The 18070-nt window shown below is 70.7% G+C and carries 19 protein-coding genes; 4 read left to right on the top strand and 15 right to left on the bottom strand.

Annotated elements, in window-relative coordinates; genetic code table 11:
• Positions 1-2: 2 nt before the first annotated feature.
• The 6 genes from AU194_RS15680 to AU194_RS15655 form a co-directional block, all read right to left on the bottom strand.
• Positions 3-554 (bottom strand): pentapeptide repeat-containing protein, encoded by a 552-nt coding sequence (locus AU194_RS15680; protein ID WP_059090160.1) that lies wholly within the window; start codon positions 552-554, stop codon positions 3-5.
• A 1-nt stretch (position 555) separates the two neighbouring features.
• Positions 556-1137: an ATP/GTP-binding protein gene (locus tag AU194_RS15675; protein WP_059090159.1), complete on the bottom strand. Its 582-nt coding sequence runs from the start codon at positions 1135-1137 to the stop codon at positions 556-558.
• Positions 1118-1483: a DUF742 domain-containing protein gene (locus AU194_RS15670; RefSeq protein ID WP_059090158.1), complete on the bottom strand. Its 366-nt coding sequence runs from the start codon at positions 1481-1483 to the stop codon at positions 1118-1120. Before AU194_RS15670 ends, AU194_RS15675 begins: the two co-directional genes overlap by 20 nt.
• 7 nt (positions 1484-1490) lie before the next feature.
• Complete coding sequence (locus tag AU194_RS15665) at positions 1491-1898, bottom strand: roadblock/LC7 domain-containing protein (protein ID WP_059090157.1); 408 nt, start codon at positions 1896-1898, stop codon at positions 1491-1493.
• The gene (locus AU194_RS15660) at positions 1895-4432 is read right to left on the bottom strand and encodes an ATP-binding protein (RefSeq protein WP_059090156.1); all 2538 of its coding nucleotides are present in this window, start codon (positions 4430-4432) and stop codon (positions 1895-1897) included. The genes AU194_RS15665 and AU194_RS15660 overlap by 4 nt, the downstream gene beginning before the upstream one ends.
• 193 nt (positions 4433-4625) lie before the next feature.
• Positions 4626-5231, bottom strand: a complete 606-nt coding sequence (locus AU194_RS15655; protein ID WP_059090155.1) for a bifunctional 2-polyprenyl-6-hydroxyphenol methylase/3-demethylubiquinol 3-O-methyltransferase UbiG — start codon at positions 5229-5231, stop codon at positions 4626-4628.
• A gap of 17 nt (positions 5232-5248) precedes the next feature.
• Between AU194_RS15655 and AU194_RS15650 the strand changes: the two genes are divergently transcribed.
• Positions 5249-5725 (top strand): tRNA (cytidine(34)-2'-O)-methyltransferase, encoded by a 477-nt coding sequence (locus AU194_RS15650; RefSeq protein ID WP_059090154.1) that lies wholly within the window; start codon positions 5249-5251, stop codon positions 5723-5725.
• Between the two features lie 64 nt (positions 5726-5789).
• On the opposite strand, the gene AU194_RS15645 is transcribed toward AU194_RS15650, so the two are convergent.
• The 3 genes from AU194_RS15645 to AU194_RS15635 are packed head-to-tail and all read right to left on the bottom strand — an operon-like array spanning position 5790 to position 10356.
• Positions 5790-6392, bottom strand: coding sequence for a DUF1989 domain-containing protein (locus tag AU194_RS15645; RefSeq protein ID WP_231743395.1), 603 nt, complete (start codon positions 6390-6392; stop codon positions 5790-5792).
• Complete coding sequence (locus AU194_RS15640; RefSeq protein WP_059090153.1) at positions 6389-7030, bottom strand: nitroreductase family protein; 642 nt, start codon at positions 7028-7030, stop codon at positions 6389-6391. The genes AU194_RS15645 and AU194_RS15640 overlap by 4 nt, the downstream gene beginning before the upstream one ends.
• Positions 7031-7065: 35 nt before the next feature.
• Entirely contained in the window at positions 7066-10356 is a 3291-nt protein-coding gene (locus tag AU194_RS15635; protein WP_059090237.1) for an error-prone DNA polymerase, read from the bottom strand.
• 101 nt (positions 10357-10457) lie between these two features.
• Between AU194_RS15635 and AU194_RS15630 the strand changes: the two genes are divergently transcribed.
• On the top strand, positions 10458-11381 hold the full coding sequence (locus tag AU194_RS15630; RefSeq protein ID WP_231743394.1) for a hypothetical protein: 924 nt from the start codon (positions 10458-10460) through the stop codon (positions 11379-11381).
• Here AU194_RS15630 and AU194_RS15625 read toward each other — a convergent pair.
• Positions 11378-12265, bottom strand: coding sequence for a universal stress protein (locus AU194_RS15625; RefSeq protein WP_059090236.1), 888 nt, complete (start codon positions 12263-12265; stop codon positions 11378-11380). The two genes, AU194_RS15630 and AU194_RS15625, sit on opposite strands and share 4 nt — an antisense overlap.
• A 92-nt stretch (positions 12266-12357) precedes the next feature.
• Positions 12358-13227: a MaoC family dehydratase gene (locus AU194_RS15620; protein ID WP_059090151.1), complete on the bottom strand. Its 870-nt coding sequence runs from the start codon at positions 13225-13227 to the stop codon at positions 12358-12360.
• 78 nt (positions 13228-13305) lie between these two features.
• Between AU194_RS15620 and AU194_RS15615 the strand changes: the two genes are divergently transcribed.
• Positions 13306-13737 carry a MarR family winged helix-turn-helix transcriptional regulator gene (locus AU194_RS15615; protein ID WP_059090150.1) on the top strand — a complete coding sequence of 144 codons (432 nt, stop codon included), beginning with the start codon at positions 13306-13308 and terminating at the stop codon, positions 13735-13737.
• A gap of 24 nt (positions 13738-13761) precedes the next feature.
• On the top strand, positions 13762-14826 hold the full coding sequence (locus tag AU194_RS15610) for a nucleoside hydrolase (protein ID WP_255374835.1): 1065 nt from the start codon (positions 13762-13764) through the stop codon (positions 14824-14826).
• On the opposite strand, the gene AU194_RS15605 is transcribed toward AU194_RS15610, so the two are convergent.
• The 4 genes from AU194_RS15605 to AU194_RS15590 form a co-directional block, all read right to left on the bottom strand.
• Complete coding sequence (locus AU194_RS15605) at positions 14813-15235, bottom strand: organic hydroperoxide resistance protein (protein WP_059090149.1); 423 nt, start codon at positions 15233-15235, stop codon at positions 14813-14815. The genes AU194_RS15610 and AU194_RS15605 overlap by 14 nt on opposite strands.
• Positions 15232-15687, bottom strand: coding sequence for a MarR family winged helix-turn-helix transcriptional regulator (locus tag AU194_RS15600; protein ID WP_059090148.1), 456 nt, complete (start codon positions 15685-15687; stop codon positions 15232-15234). Before AU194_RS15600 ends, AU194_RS15605 begins: the two co-directional genes overlap by 4 nt.
• 62 nt (positions 15688-15749) lie before the next feature.
• Positions 15750-17288, bottom strand: a complete 1539-nt coding sequence (locus AU194_RS15595) for a DNA polymerase Y family protein (RefSeq protein WP_059090234.1) — start codon at positions 17286-17288, stop codon at positions 15750-15752.
• A 49-nt stretch (positions 17289-17337) separates the two neighbouring features.
• Positions 17338-18036: a hypothetical protein gene (locus AU194_RS15590; RefSeq protein WP_059090147.1), complete on the bottom strand. Its 699-nt coding sequence runs from the start codon at positions 18034-18036 to the stop codon at positions 17338-17340.
• Positions 18037-18070: the final 34 nt, after the last annotated feature.

Raw genomic sequence — 18070 nt, 5'->3', positions numbered from 1 at the left:
CCTCAGCCGCCGTGCACGTCGAGTCCGTGCGCGGCGGCATAGGCCAGCGCCTGGTCGATGTCGATCCGCGCGCCGCGCACCTTGGCGGTGGTCCACAGCGTCGGATCGATGCGCGCACCCCGCAGATCGGCCTTCTCGAGTCGGGCGTCCTGGATGCGCGCGCCCTGCAGATCGGCGCGCCGCAGCACCGCCTCGCGGAGATCGGCGCCGACCAGGTTGGCCTCACGCAACCGGCAGTCGGACAGTTCGACGCGCCGCAGATCGCACCCGCCGAGCACCGCGAGCGTCAGGTCGACCTCGACCAGTGTCACCGGCCGCAGCCGGGTCTCCGTGAACACCGACCCCAGCATGCTGCAGTGACGAAAGGTGCTGTGCCACAACGTTGCCCGCCGGAAGGTGCAGTTCCGGAACGCCGAGCCGACGTGCTCGGACTCCGACATGTCGACCCCGCTGAAGTCGCAGTCGTCGAACACCACGCGTTCGGTGCGCAGCCGGCTCAGATCCTCGTCGCGGAAGTCGCGGCCGACGAACTCCTCATCGCTCCACTCGGCCACGTCAGCCCGGGAGCGCCGACAGGCTGTGCAGCGAGTACTCGGTGATCGCGATCAGCGCGGCCTTGGCGGATTCACGACTGCGCGCGTCGACGGTGATCACCGGGATGTGGTCGGGCAGCGCCAGGGCCTTGCGCACGGCCTGGGTGGGATGCCGTGGCGCACCGTCGAACTCGTTGACCGCCACGAGGAACGGCAGCTTTCGGGCCTCGAAGAAGTCGACCGCGGCGAAACTGTCCTGCAGGCGACGCACGTCGACGAGGATGATCGCGCCGATCGCCCCGCGCACCAGGTCGTCCCACATGAACCAGAACCGGCGCTGACCCGGTGTGCCGAACAGGTACAGCACCAGATCGTCGGCCAGCGTGATCCGCCCGAAGTCCATCGCCACGGTGGTGGTGCGCTTGTCCGGCGTGCCCGACAGCGCGTCGACCCCCGTCGAGGCGTTGGTCACCAGCGCTTCGGTGCGCAGCGGCATGATCTCCGACACGGCGCCCACGAACGTCGTCTTGCCTGCGCCGAAGCCGCCGGAGACGACGATCTTCGTCGCGCTCGGCCGACGCCTGTCAGAGTGCTCGTAGGCCACGCAGCGTCCTTCCTATGAGTTCGCGACGTTCGTCGATGTCCGCCGAATCGTCGAGGGTGGCGTGCACCCGTAGACAACCCTGCGTCACCAGGTCCCCCACAAGCACGCGCGCCACGCCGAGCGGGACCGACAAACGTGCCGCGATTTCCGCCACAGAGGGGCGCGCACCGCACAGCGCCAGGATCTCGCCCCGCACATCACCGGCCGGCCAGCGCGGCGGCCGCACCGCGGTGAGCGTCTCGATCCGGGCTTCCAGCGGCAGGTAGACCCGGGCTTCGGTCCGACCGGCGGTCAGCGTGTAGGGCCGGACCAGGCTGGGTTCTGCGGCGCCGTACGGGTCGTCCACGGCATGCTCACGAGTGCTGCGGGGCGCGGCGCTGGGCCTGCACGACGTTGCCCACACGCTCGACCAGGATCGCCATCTCGTAACCGATCTGCCCGATGTCGCAGGACCGGCTGGCCAGCGTCGCCAGATTGGATCCGTCGCCGACGCGCATCAGCAGCAGATACCCGTTCTCCATCTCGACGACGGATTGCAGCACGTGGCCGCCCTCGAACAGCTGGGCCGCGCCGGTGGCCAGGCTCGCCAGACCGGAGGCGACGGCGGCAAGCTGGTCGGCCCGTTCCACCGGCATGTGTTCGCTGGCGGCCATCAACAGACCGTCGGCGGACACCAACACCGCATGGGTGACACCCGACACTTCGCGGGCGAACCGGGAGACCAGCCAGTCGAGCGATTCGCGTTGCGAAGAGCGGGTCATTCGGGATCGGTTCCTCTGGCTTCTCGGGACTGGGCGCGGGCCGCGTGCACCCCACCGAAGTGGCTGCTCATGCTGGCCCGGATGGCCTCGGGATCGCGGCGCGGAGGTGCGTCGGACCCAGCCGCCGATGCTACCGGCTCATCCTCGTCGTCGCTGCGGTGATGCGCGCCGCCATTACGCCGGCCGCCGCTGCCGGGCACCAGGCGCGCGCCCGGATCGCGGACGGGCAGGCCCTCGTCGGTCCGTTCCCGCACCGGGGCCTCGTCCGCCGCGGCGGCCGCCGACCACCCGTGATCCCACACCGACTTCCAGTCCAGGTCGGCGCTTCTGCCCAGCTCGGTCGGGTCGACCAGCCACTCCGACAGCATCGACTGGTAGATCGCGTCGTCGGCGGCCGCGGGCGCGGGTTCAGGTGTGCGTGGCGGGGTGTCGCGCGGGGCGAAGAACGCCGACGTGTCCGACGGTGTGCTGACCGGCATGCGCGGATCGGTCTGTGCGTCCGCGGTGCCGGTGATGCCGCTGGCCCCGCGAACGCGTTGCGGCAACCCGGCGCCGAGCTCGGCGGGGCCGGTGGGTTCGGTGAGCGCGACCGGTTCGGGTTCGCGCGGCGGGGTGACGACGGGCGTGGGCGGCGCGTACGTCCGCTGCGGGGTCTCGGCGTGGGCGAGCAGTTCCGCGGGCACGTACACCCCGGCGGTGGTCCCGGAGCTGGGCTCGTCGACGACGGTGCTGCGCAGCCGGACGACGAACCCGTGCTGCGCGGCCAGCCGGCCCACCACGAACAGACCCATGTGTCGGGCGGTGTACGGGGTGACCTCACCGCCGGACTGCAGACGGGCGTTGGTGATCCGCAGATCCGCCTCGGCCATCCCGAGCCCGGTGTCGCCGACCTCGATGACCAGGCCGCCGTTGCCGGTGTGCACGGCCGACACCCGCACCTGGGTGGTCGGCGGGGAGTACCGCAGCGCGTTGTCGAGCAGTTCGGCGAGCAGGTGCACCAGATCGCCCGCCGCGGAGCCGACGATGCGGCTGTCGGGGACCGCGGCCGTCACCACCCGCGCGTAGTCCTCCACCTCGGAGGCGGCGGCGTTGATCAGCGTCGCGACCGGCACCGGGTCGGCCTGATCGCGCGGGATCGCCGCCCCGGACAGCACCAGCAGGTTGGCGCCGTTGCGGCGCATCCGGGCGGCGAGGTGGTCGAGACGGAACAGGCTCTGCAACCGCTCGGGATCGTCCTCGTCGCGCTCCAGCCGGTCGATCAGCGCCAGCTGCTGGTCGACCAGCGACCGGCTGCGCCGCGACAGCGTCTCGAACATGTCGCTGATCTGCAGCTGCAGCCGGGCCTGCTCACCGGCGAGGAACACCGCCTGTTCGTGCAGTTCGTCGACGGCGTGGGCGACCTGCCCGACCTCCTCGGTGGTGTGCACCGGGATCGGGGTGACCGGGCCGGGGTCCTCGCCGCCGCGGACGCGGTCGAGTTCGTCGGGCAGATCTTCGTGGGCGACTTTGAGGGCGCTGTCGCGCAGCCGGCGCAGCGGTCGCACCAGCGAGCGAGCGACCAGCAGCACCAGCACGAGCGCGGCGACGAACGCCAGCAGCACCAGCACGGCGTCGCGGATCGCGGCGGACCGTTCGGCGTCGGCGGCGCTGGTCACCGCGGCCGGGATGGCCTCGGTGGTCTCGTCGATCAGCTGCTCGGCGATGTCGGCGGTGACGGCCTGGGAGCGCAGCAGCTCGGGATTGCCGGGCAGCGGCACCGCGGGATCGCTCATCATCGACATGCGCGTGAACATCTCGGTACGCAGGGTGTTGGCCTGCGGGGACGCCCCGCCGAGCAGTTCGGCCATCCCGTTGACCGTCGACGGTTCGGTACCGGCCACCGTGTTCATCGCGGTGCGGAGTTCGGGTTCGGGCAGGTCGCCGCCGCGGGTGACCAGCATGTGCTGCAGCGCCATCTGACCGCGTGCGCCGATCGCCCGGGACAGGGCCTCGGCGCGCATCTGCACGTCCGGATCGTCACCGCGCGCGGAGCCGGTGATCGCGGTCTCGGCGGTCAACAGCAACGGCGCATAGGTGATGACACGCTGGCGCAGATCGATGGTGTTGGCCATGACCTTGTTGACCAGATCCTGGCCGTAGTCGAGCAGCGTGGTGACCGCGAGCCGGACGTCGGGGATGACGTCGGTGTTGTCCAGTGTCTGCCGCAGCGCGGCCTTGTCGGTGTCGTAGGCGGCCAGCGCGGACTGGGTGTCCTGCCCCTCGGTCGCGGCGACGACCGCGTTCTCCAGGGCGGCCATGTAGCCGTTGATGTCCGGGATCAGCTCGGCACGTTCGGCAGCCAGCCGGAGGTCGCTCGCGCGGTCCAGATTGCCCGAGATGTGAAGGCCGCCGAAGGTTCCGGCCAGCACCAGTGGCACCAGCACGATCGCGAGCACTTTCCACCGGACCGGCCAGTTCGCCGGAGACCAGCGCGACGGTCGTTTGGTCGGCGCGGTCACCGGCGCCGGGCCGCGCGACCGGCCCCGTATCCGCATGTCAGTACTGAAGCGTCATTCATGGAGGTTTCCTGCTGTTCGCACCTGTTTGCGGGCGCGGGATCGCGCCTGGTACGCCTGGCAATTCGACGAGTATGACAGCCGTGAGCTGGGGTTTCCACAATTCTCACTGAACAGGCAGAGTTCGTGATCAGACCGATGCGCAGTCGTGCGCTGATCGAGCAAAGCCCAGCTAGGCGGGCCGCAGGATCGCGACGAGGAAGTCCGAACCGTCGGTGAACGGCCGCAGATCCCAGGTGGACAACAGCAGATCGGGGGCGAAGCCGGCACGGGTTGCGTCGTCGAGGAAGTCGCCGAATTCGTAGTCGCGTCCGGCGCCGAAACCGATGACCGCGCGTCCGTCGGGCTTGAGGTGGGCCCGCAGCCGGCGCAGCACCTCGGCGCGGGTGCTGGGCGCGAGGAAGGCCATGACGTTGCCCGCGGAGACGATCAGATCGAACGGTTCGGCGAGGCCGCGGGCGGGCAGGTCGAGTTCGGCGAGGTCGCCGACGAGCCAGCGCGGCCCGGGGTGGTCGTGTTCGGCCGCCTCGATCAGCGCCGGGTCGACGTCGACGCCGACGACGTCGTGCCCCGCGGCGGCGAGGTAGCCGCCCACCCGGCCCGGCCCGCAGCCGGCGTCGAGGATGCGGGCGCCGCGCGGTGCCATGGCGTCGATGAGGCGGGCCTCGCCGACCAGGTCTTCACCGGCGCGCGCCAGGGCCCGGAACCGCTCGATGTACCACTGCGAATGTCCCGGGTCGGCGTTGACCTTCTGCATCCAGAGGCTGGTTTCGACCATGCTGGCATTATCCCGGTGTGTTCAAGGTGCTGTTCTACTCGCCGCGCATCGCGCCCAACACCGGCAACGCCATCCGCATGGTGGCGGGCACCGGCTGCGAGCTGCACCTGGTGCGGCCGCTGGGGTTCGACATGTCCGAACCGAAGCTGCGCCGCGCCGGCCTGGACTACCACGACCTCGCCTCGGTCACCGTGCACGACGATCTGCCTGCCGCGTGGAGGGCGATCCTGCCCGCATCGGTCTACGCGTTCACCGCGCATGCGACGGCGTCGTTCGCCGAGGTCGCCTACCGGCCGGGTGACGTGCTGATGTTCGGGCCCGAACCGACGGGGCTGGACTCCGAGACGCTGGCCGATCCGAACGTCACCGCGCAGGTGCGGATCCCGATGTTGGCCGGCCGGCGGTCACTGAACCTGTCGAACGCCGCGGCGGTGGCGGTGTACGAGGCGTGGCGCCAGCACGGGTACCCCGGAGCCGCCCCCTTACCCCGTTGACTCTGCGCTGACGGCGCAAACGTGCGAGTGGACGGCGCCCAGGACGCAGAGTCAACGGGGATCGTCAGGTGAGTTCGACGGCCAGCGAGGTCGGCTGCCCGCCGTTGATGGGGTTGAGGTCCATCGGACAGGCCGATACGACGACCACGCAGTCCATGACCGCCTCGAAGGTCACCGCGTCCCCCGCCCTGCTCCGAGCGGGCAGCCAGCGGAGGTCGCCGTCGGTACCGACGGGAATGTCCATGAAGACGTTGACCGGTTGTGGCACGACGCCCGTGGTCAACTGCAGGTCGGCCAGCGCGGTCCGTAGGTTGTCCGCGCACGAGGCGTGCCCGGCGGCCCCGAGTGCTTCGTAGCGCGCCGGGTCACAGGCGGCGATGAGCATGTCGTGCGCTCCCGGGGAGGTATCGGCGGTCAGCGTCAGGATCGGCCTGCGCCTATTGGTCTCGAACCGCTCGCCGATGCGCGGGAACAGCCTGCCGGTCGACGTGCGCGTATGCGACGCGGACAGGTGCTCGTCCGGATCGGCGGCCGCGAACGCGAACAGGTCGCCGACCTGGCCGCCCTCGACGTCGATCAGGCGGAAGCCGTCGCCGCGTCGCAGGCGGAATGCCCGGCCCTGGCCGGCCGGTATCACGGTGGCCGCGGGGTCGTCGGCCCGGCTCACCAGCTTTCCCAGTGCGACACCTGCTCGGCGGGCAGCCGCTTGGCCTTCCTGAAGTCGGTGCCCTTGGTGTAGGCGATCGGGAACAGCCCGGCCTGGCTGTACTTGTCGAACGGGATGCCGAGCAGCTCGGCGGCCTGCTTCTCGCCGTCGTTGAGCAGGTGCAGCGTCGTCCACGCCGACCCGAGGCCGCGCGAACGCAGCGCCAGCATGAAACTCCACGCCGCGGGCAGCAGCGAACCCCAGAACGACGCCGACATTCCGGCGGGCGCACCGTCGGGCCTGCCTTCCAGGCACGGGATCATCATCACCGGCACCTCGTGGAAGTGGTCGCTGAGGTAGCGCGCGGAGTCGCCGACGAACTCCATGCGCTCACCGCGCACGTCGTCGTACTTCGGCTTGGGCAGATCGAGGTAGGCGTTCGCGTTGACGCGGTAGATGTCGGCGAGCGCCTTCTTCTTGTCCGGGTCGGTGACGAAAACCCATTGCCAGCCTTGGGCATTGGAACCCGTCGGGGCCTGCAACGCGAGTTCGAGGCATTCCATGACGACCTCACGCGGGACCGGCTTCTCCAGATCCAGGCGCTTGCGCACCGAACGGGTGGTGGTCAGCAGTTCGTCGACAGACAGGTTCAAAGTCATGGTTCGAGGCTACCCACGCCGGCGCGGGCACCGGATCAGCGGAAGTCCCGCGACTTCGAGGCGACCCGCATGTCGAGCTTGTCCAACCGGTCGGCCACGACGGTGACCGCACCGGTCGCGTTCTGCACGATGCCGCGGATCACCATGGCGGGCGCGGTCTGCGCCAACCGGCGCTGCCGCGACCACAGCTGCGGTGAGCAGATCACGTTGACCATCCCGGTCTCGTCTTCGAGGTTGAGGAACGTCACACCCTGCGCGGTGGCCGGCCGCTGCCGATGGGTCACCGCCCCGGCCACCAGGATCCGGGTGCCGTCGGGTACCTCGAGCAGCCGGCTGGCGGGGACGACACCCATCGCGTCGAGGCGCTCGCGCAGGAACTGCGTGGGATAACTGTCCGGGGACACCCCGGTGGCCCACACGTCGGCGGCGGCCAGTTCGAGCTTGCTCATCCCGGGCAACGACGGGATCTGGCCGGCCGAGCCGACCCCGGGCAGCCGGTCGGGGCGTTCCGCGGCGGCCGCCCCCGCCGCCCACAGCCCCTCCCGACGGGTGACGCCGAAACAACCCAGCGCCCCCGCGGTGGCCAGCGCCTCGGTCTGCGGCACCGACAGCTGCACACGGCCGGTCAGATCCAGCAGATCGGCGAAGGGCCCGTTGGCCTCCCGCTCCTCGACGATCCTCTCGGCGAGGTCGTCCCCGATGTGGCGGACCGCGCCGAGCCCGAGCCGCACCTCGGTGCCCGCGTTCTCGAGCGTGGCGTAGGCGAGGCTGGCGTTGACGTCGGGGCCGTGCACGGTGACACCGTGGCGGCGCGCGTCGGCCACCAGGGACTGCGGCGAGTAGAAACCCATCGGCTGCGCGCGCAGCAGCGCCGCGCAGAACGCCGCCGGATGGTGCAGTTTGAACCACGAGGAGTAGAACACCAGCGAGGCGAAACTGAGCGAATGACTCTCGGGGAAGCCAAAATTCGCGAACGCCTCCAGCTTGTCGTAGATCCGGTCAGCCACCTCGCCGGTGATGCCGTGCCGCTGCCGCATCCCGTCGTAGAACCGGCCGCGCAGCCTGCGCATCTTCTCCGTCGACCGTTTGGAGCCCATCGCGCGGCGCAGTTGATCGGCCTCGGCGGCGGTGAATCCGGCGCAGTCGACGGCCAGTTGCATCAACTGCTCCTGGAACAGAGGCACGCCGAGCGTCTTGCGCAGCGCGTTCTCCATCGACGGGTGGTCGTAGGTGACGGGCTCTTCCCCGTTGCGCCGCTTGATGTACGGGTGCACCGACCCGCCCTGGATGGGGCCGGGCCGGATCAGCGCGACCTCGACCACCAGGTCGTAGAAAATGCGCGGTTTCAGCCGCGGCAGCGTGGCCATCTGCGCACGGGACTCCACCTGGAACACGCCGACCGAATCGGCCTTCTGCAGCATCTCGTAGACGGCGGGTTCGGACAGGTCGAGTTTGGCCAGGTCGACGTCGAGGCCCTTGTGTTCACGGACCAGGTCGATGCAGTAGTGCAATGCCGAGAGCATGCCGAGTCCGAGCATGTCGAACTTCACCAGACCGATGGCCGCGCAGTCGTCCTTGTCCCACTGCAGCACACTGCGGTTCTCCATACGCGCCCACTCGACCGGGCACACGTCGGCGATCGGCCGGTCGCAGATCACCATGCCGCCGGAATGAATCCCCATGTGGCGCGGCAGATTCGAGATCTGCAGCGCGAGGTCCACCACGGGTTCGGGGATGCCGTCGACGTCGGGGGAGTCGGCCAGGCCGTTCCACTTGCTGAGCTGTTTGCTCCAGGCGTCCTGCTGCCCCTGGGAGAAGCCGAGCGCGCGGGCCATGTCCCGGATGGCGCTGCGCCCGCGATAGGTGATGACGTTGGCGACCTGGGCGGCGTAGTCGCGGCCGTAGCGTTCGTAGACGTACTGGATCGCCTGTTCGCGCAGATCCGATTCGATGTCGATGTCGATGTCGGGCGGTCCGTCGCGGGCCGGCGACAGGAAGCGTTCGAAGAGCAACTCATTGGCGACGGGGTCGACGTTGGTCACCCCGAGCGCGTAGCAGACCGCGGAGTTGGCCGCCGACCCACGGCCCTGGGCGAGGATGCCGTTCTCCTTGCAGAACCGGGTGATGTCGTGCACGACGAGAAAGTAGCCCGGGAACTCGAGCTTCTCGATCACCCGCAGTTCGTGTTCGATCTGTGCGTAGGCCTGCGGCGCCCGCTCCGGCGGACCGTAGCGGTTCCGGGCGCCGAGCATCACCAGATGCCGCAGCCAGCTGTCCTCGTTGTGACCGGCGGGCACGTCGAACGGGGGTAGCTGAGGGGCGATCAGCGCCAGCCCGAACGCGCACTGCTCCCCCAGTTCGGCGGCGGCGGTGACCGCCTGCGGGCAGTGCGCGAACAGCCGGGCCATCTCCTCCCCCGACCGCAGATGGGACCCACCGAGCGGGGCGAGGTAGCCGGCGGCCTCGTCGAGCGAGTGCCGGGCCCGGATCGCACCCATCGCCATCGCCAGCCGACCGCGGGACGGTTCGGCGAAATGTGCTGCGGTGGTGGCCACGACGGGCAGGCCGAACCGCGGCGCCAGTGCGGCCAGGGCGGCGTTGCGCTCGTCGTCGAGGGGGTGGCCGTGGTGCGTCAGTTCGACGCTGACCCGGTCGCGGCCGAACCGGTCGACCAGATCGGCGAGCGCGGCTTCGGCCGCCTCCGGTCCGCCCTCCGAAAATGCTTGCCGGACATGCCCTTTGCGACACCCGGTGAGGATGTGCCAGTGTCCGCCCGCGGCCTCGGTGAGGGTGTCGTAGTCGTAGCGGGGTTTGCCCTTCTCCCCTCCGGCCAGGTGTGCGCGGGCGATCTCCCGCGACAACCTGCGGTACCCCTCCGGACCGCGGGCCAGCACCAGCAGGTGCGGACCCGGCGGATCGGGTTCCTCGGTGCGCGCGACGTTGCCGAGCGACAGTTCGGCGCCGAACACTGTCCGCATGTCGAGTTCCCGGGCCGCCTCGGCGAAGCGGACGACGCCGTAGAGCCCGTCGTGGTCGGTCAGCGCGACGGCCCGCAACTGCAGGCGCGCGGCCTCCTCGACGAGTTCCTCCGGGGTGCTGGCGCCGTCGAGGAAGCTGTAGGCCGAATGGGCGTGCAGTTCGGCGTACGGCACGCCGCCACCGGAGCGTGGGAGCTCGGGGGCCTGGTAGGCGCCGCGTTTGCGCGACCAGGCGGGGCTGTCGCCACCGTCGCCGGGCGGTTCGCGCAGGGACTCACCGGCGCGGCGGGGCTTGCCGTTGAGTACCCGCTCGATCTCCGGCCATGTCGGCCCGTTGGAGAAACCCACCTCCACAGTGTATCGAACGTGCGTTCGATGAACTCTCGCGATGCTGCCGAACCCCCCCGACGACCTCTACAGTGTCTTTGCCTAGGGAAGGGATTCGGGGGATGGCGTCGAACAGATACATCGGCTACGTCGGCAGACTGGCTGTGGCGGTCGGAGTGGGTGCCGCAGTCGCGGTAGCGAGTACGGGCACCGCGTATGCGGAGACGGAGTCGACGTCGAGTGCGACCCATGCCGACTCGGAGAAGCCGTCGGCGGGCAACGCCGAGACCAAGGCCCCCGATGAGACGGCCTCCGATGAAAGAGCCTCTGAGGACACGGCCTCCGACGAGCCCGCCGACGATGAGGCCCCCGAGGACGAGCCTGCCGACGACGAGCCTGCCGATGACGAGCCGGCCGAGAAACCGTCGCTGACCAAGAAACTGCGCCACTCCGCCGAGCGGTTCGAGGCCGAACAGGTCGAGAAACTGCGCAGCGTGTTCACCCCGCGCCCGATCGACGACGCCGAGCCGGAGACCGAGCGGCTCACCGGAGCCCAGGACGAGCCCGCCGACGAGCCCGCCCCGGTGGCCGCGGCCGCCACCGCCACGCCGAGGGTCTCCGACCCGTTCCGGCCGACCGATCCGGACCCCGACGGCGTACCCGACGCGGTGCTCGGCCTGCGCAACCTGCTCATGGGCGCCGTCGGCCCGGAGTTCCGGCCCTACGTCCGCGAGGGCGTCGAGGCGATCTACCGCGGCAGCCAGATCGTGCCGTTCGTCAACACCGTCGTCCCCGCCTACAAGATCGTCCCGGCGCTGTTCGAGGCCGCACAGGGCAACCGGTCGGGCGCCCAGGTCATCATCAACGAACTGCTCCTGACCACCGGACCGGTGTCGCTGCTGTACTACGGCTACGACCAGATCGCCGACCTGGCCAACATGGAGCCGCAGGCGCGCCTACTCAAGGAGCAGTTCTACGCCTCGGTGTGGGACACGGTGGATCCGCTGGCGCTGCTGCACGTGGCCGGCCAGCACGGTCTCCGCTAGGGCAGATCCTCGGGCGTGATCTGATCGCGCGGCACGACGACCATCGGGACGTGCAGTACGCGCAGCATCTTGGCCGCCGTCGAGCCGAGGAACAACCGTCGCGGTGCGCTCAGCCGGCTCGAGCCGACCATGATGAGGTCGCCGTCGCGCCAGTCGAGTTTGCCGACCGCGTCCTCGACCCCGCGTCCGTCGACGACCGTCGAGGTCACGGGGAACCCTTCCGGCAGACTGCTTTTCGCGGCTTCCAGGGTCTGGGCGGCATGTTCGAGCGCCCGGTTGAGCACCGCGTCGTTGTCCCCGCGCAGCACGCCGAACGTCGGGTCGAGCGCCACCAGGGACACCAGCCGCAGCGGGGTGCCCGCCGCGGAGCTGAACCGGACCGCGTGTTCGAGCAGCAGGTCGGCCCCCTCACGGCGGCCCAGCGCGCACGTCACCTCGCGGACCCGGTCGACCGGGGATTCGCGCAGCCCGCGCGGCGCGACCGCCACCGGCATCGGCGCCGAGTGCAGCAGCTGGTTGACCACCGAACCCAGCGAATAGCTCGCCGCCAGCCCGCCACCCGATCCGCCCACCACGATCGCGTCGGCGCCGAGCCGGCCCGCCTCGTTGATCAGCCCGTCGGCGGCCGATTCGGTGAACAGCACGTGGCTGCGGACACGCACATCAGGCGGCACCGTCTCCAGCGCCTCGCCCAGCCATTGCTTCGCCTGACCGGTCAACAGATCGTCGCGCTCGCCGGTCGGCACCATCGCGGGCAGCATCCGGTCGGACGGCAGCACCAGGCACACGTCCAGGTCCGCATCGAGGGTGCGCGCCAGGCGCACCCCGAGCGCGAGCGCATCCGCGCCACCGGGGGTGGCGAGATAACCGACGACCAACCTCATGACCGAACCACCGCCCATCTCGCACGTCCGGCGAACGCCGCGGGTTCCAATCCTGTCAATCAGACCCGGTTTTCACCGGCGCTTGACGGAATTCACGGCCGATACTGCGCGGTTCCGTCCTCGAGCACGAGCCGGGCGCCGGATCCGTCGGGTGCGGCGGCCTCGGTCCGGAACACCGCGTCCCTCTCACCGGTGCGCCAGACCGAGGTGGTCAACGTCTCGCCGGGGAACACCGGCGAGGTGAAGCGGGCGCCGATCGCGGTGATGCGGGTGGCGTCGCCATCACCGAGCGCGGCGACCAGCGCGCGTCCGGCGACCCCGTAGGTGCACAGGCCGTGCAGGATCGGTCGCGGGAAGCCGGCCAGTTCGCGGGCGAACCAGGGATCGCTGTGCAGCGGGTTGCGGTCGCCGGAGAGCCGGTAGAGCAGCGCCTGGTCCTCCCGGGTGGGCAGGGCGATGCGCGCATCCGGTTCGCGGTCGGGGATCTCGGGCGCCTGCGGCCGCGTGCCGGGCTGCCCGCCGAATCCGCCCTCGCCGCGGATGACCGCGGTGGACACCGTCTCGGCGACCACCTCACCGGTGTCGGGATCGGTGCCGGTGCCCTTGAACACGAGGATGGCGTTGCGGCCCTCACCCTTGTCCTGGATGTCGGCGACCTCGGAGACGACGCTGAGCCGGCCCGCCGGTTTGAGCGGCGAGTACAGCCGGATCTGCTGGGACCCGTGCAGCAGCATGCTGAAGTTGAATGAGCCGACGGCGCCGACGGCGCCCCACGCCGGCGAGGCGATGACGGCGTAGGTGGGCAGCACCTGCTGGTCGATGTCGTGACTGTTCTCGGTGGTGAACGCGAGGTCGTCGACGCCCGCTCCGACACCGAGCGCGTAGAGCAGGGTTTCGCGATCGGTCCACTCGTAGAGCACCGGCTCGGATTTCCGGCCGATGGCATCGGGGTCGATCGGCATGGGTCACTCCCTTCTCAGCGGTGAACGGGACACTATCTTTCGCGGTTGAACCGCCGATTTCTGGATACCGGATAGGCCATGGCCGAACCCGCGGGCTGGCAGGCGATGCGCTCGGTGCTGTTGCTCTGCCGCTCGATGAGCGCAGCTGTGGACCAGGAGCTCAAAGAGGAGTTCCGGCTGCGGTTGATCGACTTCGAGATCCTCAAACAGTTGCAGTCGGCCGGCGGCGGGACCTGTCTGCTCAGCGAGGTGGCGCGGGCGCTGTTGGTGCACGGGACCACGGTCAGCATCGCCACCGAGCGCCTCGCACAACGCGATCTGGTGCTGCGCGAGGCCCATCCGGGCGACCGCCGCGCAACGCTGGTGAGCATCACCGAGGAGGGACGCGCGCTGGTGGAGGCGGCGACGACGGCGCTGGCGGCCGCGGACTTCGGGCTGACCGGCCTCACCCCGCGCCAGGTGAGCGCGCTGAGCCACGTCAAGACCGTCGCCCGCGCCCCGAGGGACTGACCCGCACGGGCGTATCCTTCGCCCGTGCACACCCAGGACAGCGAGTCCGCTGCGCGGATACCGGTTTTCGCCGATGTGGACACCGGCGTCGACGATGCGATGGCGCTGGTGTATCTGCTCGCCAGCCCCGATGCCGACCTGGTCGGGATCGCCTCCACCGCGGGCAACATCGGTGTCGACCACGTCTGCCGCAACAACATCGGACTGCTCGAATTGTGCGGTGCGCGAAGCATTCCCGTGTCCCGCGGCGCGGACGGCCCGGTCGCCTCGAGCCTGCGCACGGCCGAGGACACCCACGGGCCCGAGGGCCTGGGGTATGCGCAGCTGCCACCGAGTGAGATGACACTGACCGAGTACGACGCCGCCGAGGCGTGGGTGCGGGCCGCACGGGCGCACCCCGGTCAGCTGGTCGGGGTCGCGGTCGGACCGCTGACCAATCTCGCGCTGGCGCTACGGGCCGAACCGGCGCTGCCGACCCTGCTGCGGCGGTTGGTGATCATGGGCGGGGCGTTCGACTACCGCGGCAACACGACCGCGGTGGCGGAGTGGAACGTCAGCGTCGACCCGGAGGCCGCCGCCGAGGTGTTCACCGGGTGGAGCGCGGCGGGGTTGGCACCGCCGATCGTGCTGGGGCTCAACCTCACCGAGCACATCGCGCTCACCCCGGCGCTGCTGTCCCGGCTGGCGGTCGCCGCCGGGTCACCGACGGCAGGGATGAGCGTGCTCGACGCCCGTGGCACCCGGTCGGCGGCCGCCAACCCGTTGATCCGGGTGCTCGAGGACGCGCTGCGGTTCTACTTCGAATTCCACTTCGACCAGGGCGAGGGTTACCTCGCGCACCTGCACGATCCGCTCGCCGCGGCGGTCGCCCTCGACCCCGATCTGGTGCAGTGCCGGTCCACGACGGTGGATGTGGAGCTGGTCGGCAGGCTGACCCGCGGGATGACGATCGCGGACTGGAACGGCCGCTGGGGCCGCCCGCCGAACGCGCTGGTCGGCATCGGCGTCGACGCGGGCGCGTTCTTCGAGCGGTTCATCGAGCGGGTCGGTCCGTTCGCCCGCGGCCTGGCGGACGTCAGTCGTCGGTGACGTTCACCGTGACGTCGATGTTGCCGCGGGTGGCGTTGGAGTACGGGCACACCTGGTGGGCCTTGTCGGCGATCTCGCGGGCGGTCTTCTCGTCGACGCCCGGCAGCGCCACTTCGAGTTCGACCGCGAGGCCGAAGCCGCCGTTGTCGAGCTGACCGATCGAAACCCGCGCTCCCACGGTCGAATCGGTGACGTCGACCTTCTCCTGGCGGGCCACCAGGCGCAGCGCGGAGTGGAAGCAGGCGGCATAGCCGACCGCGAACAGCTGCTCGGGGTTGGTGCCGTCACCGCTGCCGCCCATCTCCTTCGGGATCGCCAGGTCGAAGTCCAGGCGGCCGTCGGAGCTGCGGCCGTGGCCGTCGCGGCCTTCGCCGGTGGCGAGCGCTTCTGCGGTGTAGAGAGCCTTCATGTCGGGTCCTTCCAGGGATCATCGGGGGTGTTCATGAGCACATCGCTCAGTCGGCGGACGGCGACGCGTAACTGTTCGGCCTCGTCGGCGGACAGCCCGGTGGCGGAGAACAACTGCTCGGGGATGCACTGCGCGCGTTCCTCGAGCGCCTGCCCGGCGTCGGTGAGGACCACCTCGACCTGACGTTCGTCGGTCCGCGACCGGCGCCGGTTGACGTATCCGTTGGCCTCGAGCCGTTTCAGCAGCGGCGAGAGGGTGCCCGAATCCAGATGCAACCGCTCCCCGAGCCGCCCGACCGTCACCGGCCCGTCCTCCCACAGCACCAGCAGGGCCAGGTACTGCGGGTAGGTGAGGTTCAGCTCCGTCAACACCGGCCGATACGCCGCCGTCATGGCACGCGTCGCCGAGTACAGCGCGAAACACAGGTGCTGATCGAGGCGAAGCATGGCCATACGGAAACAGTAGCGCGCAATTCAATTGTGCACAATTAAAAGTCGGTGAGAGCTACGCCGGCCTACTCATAGGCGCCCTCCACGTACCACCGCCGTTGCCGATAACACAGCAGCAATGCCGCCCGCCCCCTGCTGCCGTCGACCAACACCTGCGCCCTGGCGGTGCGCCCCTTGGCCCGGTCGGGATCCCACCACCGCTCGTCGACCGCCCACGGCCCCGCCCACCAGGCCAGATCCCCGCGATACCCGCCGCCGTCGAGGCGTGCCGGCGGGCCGGAGAACAGTCCGCGGTGGGTCACCCGCACCGGGTTGCCGTCGGCGTCGAGCACCTCCACCGGATCGTCGAGCAGTACCGCAGGCGACGGTTCGGGCAGCTGACCGGGCCACGGCTGCCGGGGGTCGGCCTGCGGCACCGGCTCGTCCCCGAACGCGGTGAAGGTGATCCGTTCGGCCGGGCCGCGCCCACCGCTGAGCACCGGGACCTGCACCGCCTCCGGCCCCAGCAGACCCTGCACCCGCACCAACGCCCGCCGCGCCCGCAGCCGGTCCTCCTCACCGACGCCACCCCACAGCGGCAACTGCAACGCCTCGGCCGAGATGACCTCGACCGGACGCAGCCGCAGCACGGTGATCGGCGCGGTGGGCCGGTCGTTCGGGTTGCGCCGGTTCAGCCATCCGTCGAGCTGCCACCGCACCCGGTCGGCGGTGGCGTCCTCGGTCAGCGGTTCGGCGCACCGCCAGACCCGCTCGAGCTCCTTACCGTCCTCGGTGACGGCATGGATCGCCAGCCGGGTGCAGCCGACCCCCGCCGATTCGAGGCTGCGGTGCAGTTCGCCGGCCAGCGACCGGCCGGCGAACGCGGCGGCGTCCACCCGGTCGATCGGCGGATCGCAGTTCATCACCGCGTCGAGTTCGGCGGGCGGTTCCCGCCCCGACGGCCCACGCGAGGGCTCCCCCCGCGCGAACCGGTGCGCGGCGACGGCGTCCGCCCCGAACCGGGAGGCGACATCGGTGCGGGACAGTGCGGCGAATTGACCGATTCGGCGAATACCCATCCGCCACAACAGATCCGCGAGTTCCTCCCGGCCGGGTGCGGCCAGGCTGGGTTCGGTGGCCAATTGGCGGATCGACAATGCGGACAGGAAGTCGGCGTCCGAACCGGGCGCCACGATGCGCCCCGCCCGCGCGGCGAACACCGCGGTCGGCAGTTGATCGGCGATACCGACCTGACACTCCACGCCTGCCGCGGCGACCGCGTCGACCAACCGTTCGGCGGCGGCCTGTTCGGACCCGAAGTACCGGGCCGCGCCGCGGACCGCCAGCACGAGCAGACCCGGCCGCAGCACCTCCGCACGCGGCACCAGATCGTCGACGGCGGCGGTGACGTTCTCGAAGTGGCGGGCATCGCGGGCCGGGTCCGCCGGTGCGACGTGGAGTTCGGGGCAGCGGGCCTGCGACTCGCGGCGGCGCAGCCCACGACGCACCCCGGCCGCACGCGCCGACGCCGAACACGCGATGACCCGGTTGGCCAGCGTCACCGCCACCGGATCCGTCGGCGACAGGTTCGCCGCCGCTGCGGCGGCGACCGCAGGCCAGTCCATGCACCAGACCGCCAGCACGCGGGCGGCCGCCTGAGAAGACCCAGTCACCTCACTCACCGACCGCACGGGCGGGACCGTGACCCCGACCCCTCGCCCGCATGGCCAGCCGCACGCGGCTGATCCGCCCGCACCCCGGCGTCGGCGCCTCCCGGGACCCGGCACCGGCCACCTCGAACCCGCACACCCGCGCGTCCAACCGGGCCACCGCCCCCGGCCAGTCCCCGTCGGTGACCAGCAGCGTGCATCCCTTCTGCCGGGCCCGCGCCGTCACCGCACGCGCCCGGCCCGCGGGCACCGACCGCCCCGCCAGCCCGAGCACCACCAGATCCATCCCGTCCATGAGGACCGCCGCGACCTCCACCGGGTCACCGCCCGGATCGGGGATGACGGCCAGCCGGCTGAGGTCGGCACCCATCTCCACGGCCGCCAGCAGACCGACACCGGGCTGGCCGACGATGGCGGCGTGCCCCCCGGCCGCCGTCGTGGCCGCGACCATGCCCAACGGCAGGGACCGCGCCCCCGAGAGCACCGCCACCGACCCTCGCGGCAACGACCTCGGCAGCTGCTCAGCCAGCGATTCGGGCAGCGGCAGCAAACTTTCCGAGGCCGGAGCAGGGTCCGCGGCCGGTGCCGGACCCCGGCGGCCGGAGCCGACCTTGCCCGCCACCGCGGCCATCTGCTTGCGCAGGTATTCGACCTGCTCAGCACGGGTACGCTGGGGTTCGCCGAGGTTGGTCGCCGACGTCACAACCGCACCTCCAGCATCACCAGGAACACCCGTC

The sequence above is a fragment of the Mycobacterium sp. GA-2829 genome, assembly GCF_001499965.1.
Lineage (GTDB): Bacteria > Actinomycetota > Actinomycetes > Mycobacteriales > Mycobacteriaceae > Mycobacterium.
This window is presented reverse-complemented; position numbering and strand designations above follow the sequence as displayed.

What these genes read in the sequence shown, in the direction of transcription:
- AU194_RS15625 (WP_059090236.1), bottom strand. Translation starts at nt 12,265, where the DNA reads ATGAGGTTGGTCGTCGGTTATCTCGCCACCCCCGGTGGCGCGGATGCG.
- AU194_RS15660 (WP_059090156.1), bottom strand. Translation starts at nt 4,432, where the DNA reads ATGCGGATACGGGGCCGGTCGCGCGGCCCGGCGCCGGTGACCGCGCCG.
- AU194_RS15655 (WP_059090155.1), bottom strand. Translation starts at nt 5,231, where the DNA reads ATGGTCGAAACCAGCCTCTGGATGCAGAAGGTCAACGCCGACCCGGGA.
- AU194_RS15605 (WP_059090149.1), bottom strand. Translation starts at nt 15,235, where the DNA reads ATGAAGGCTCTCTACACCGCAGAAGCGCTCGCCACCGGCGAAGGCCGC.
- AU194_RS15630 (WP_231743394.1), top strand. Translation starts at nt 10,458, where the DNA reads ATGGCGTCGAACAGATACATCGGCTACGTCGGCAGACTGGCTGTGGCG.
- AU194_RS15620 (WP_059090151.1), bottom strand. Translation starts at nt 13,227, where the DNA reads ATGCCGATCGACCCCGATGCCATCGGCCGGAAATCCGAGCCGGTGCTC.
- AU194_RS15615 (WP_059090150.1), top strand. Translation starts at nt 13,306, where the DNA reads ATGGCCGAACCCGCGGGCTGGCAGGCGATGCGCTCGGTGCTGTTGCTC.
- AU194_RS15595 (WP_059090234.1), bottom strand. Translation starts at nt 17,288, where the DNA reads ATGGACTGGCCTGCGGTCGCCGCCGCAGCGGCGGCGAACCTGTCGCCG.
- AU194_RS15640 (WP_059090153.1), bottom strand. Translation starts at nt 7,030, where the DNA reads ATGACTTTGAACCTGTCTGTCGACGAACTGCTGACCACCACCCGTTCG.
- AU194_RS15665 (WP_059090157.1), bottom strand. Translation starts at nt 1,898, where the DNA reads ATGACCCGCTCTTCGCAACGCGAATCGCTCGACTGGCTGGTCTCCCGG.
- AU194_RS15600 (WP_059090148.1), bottom strand. Translation starts at nt 15,687, where the DNA reads ATGGCCATGCTTCGCCTCGATCAGCACCTGTGTTTCGCGCTGTACTCG.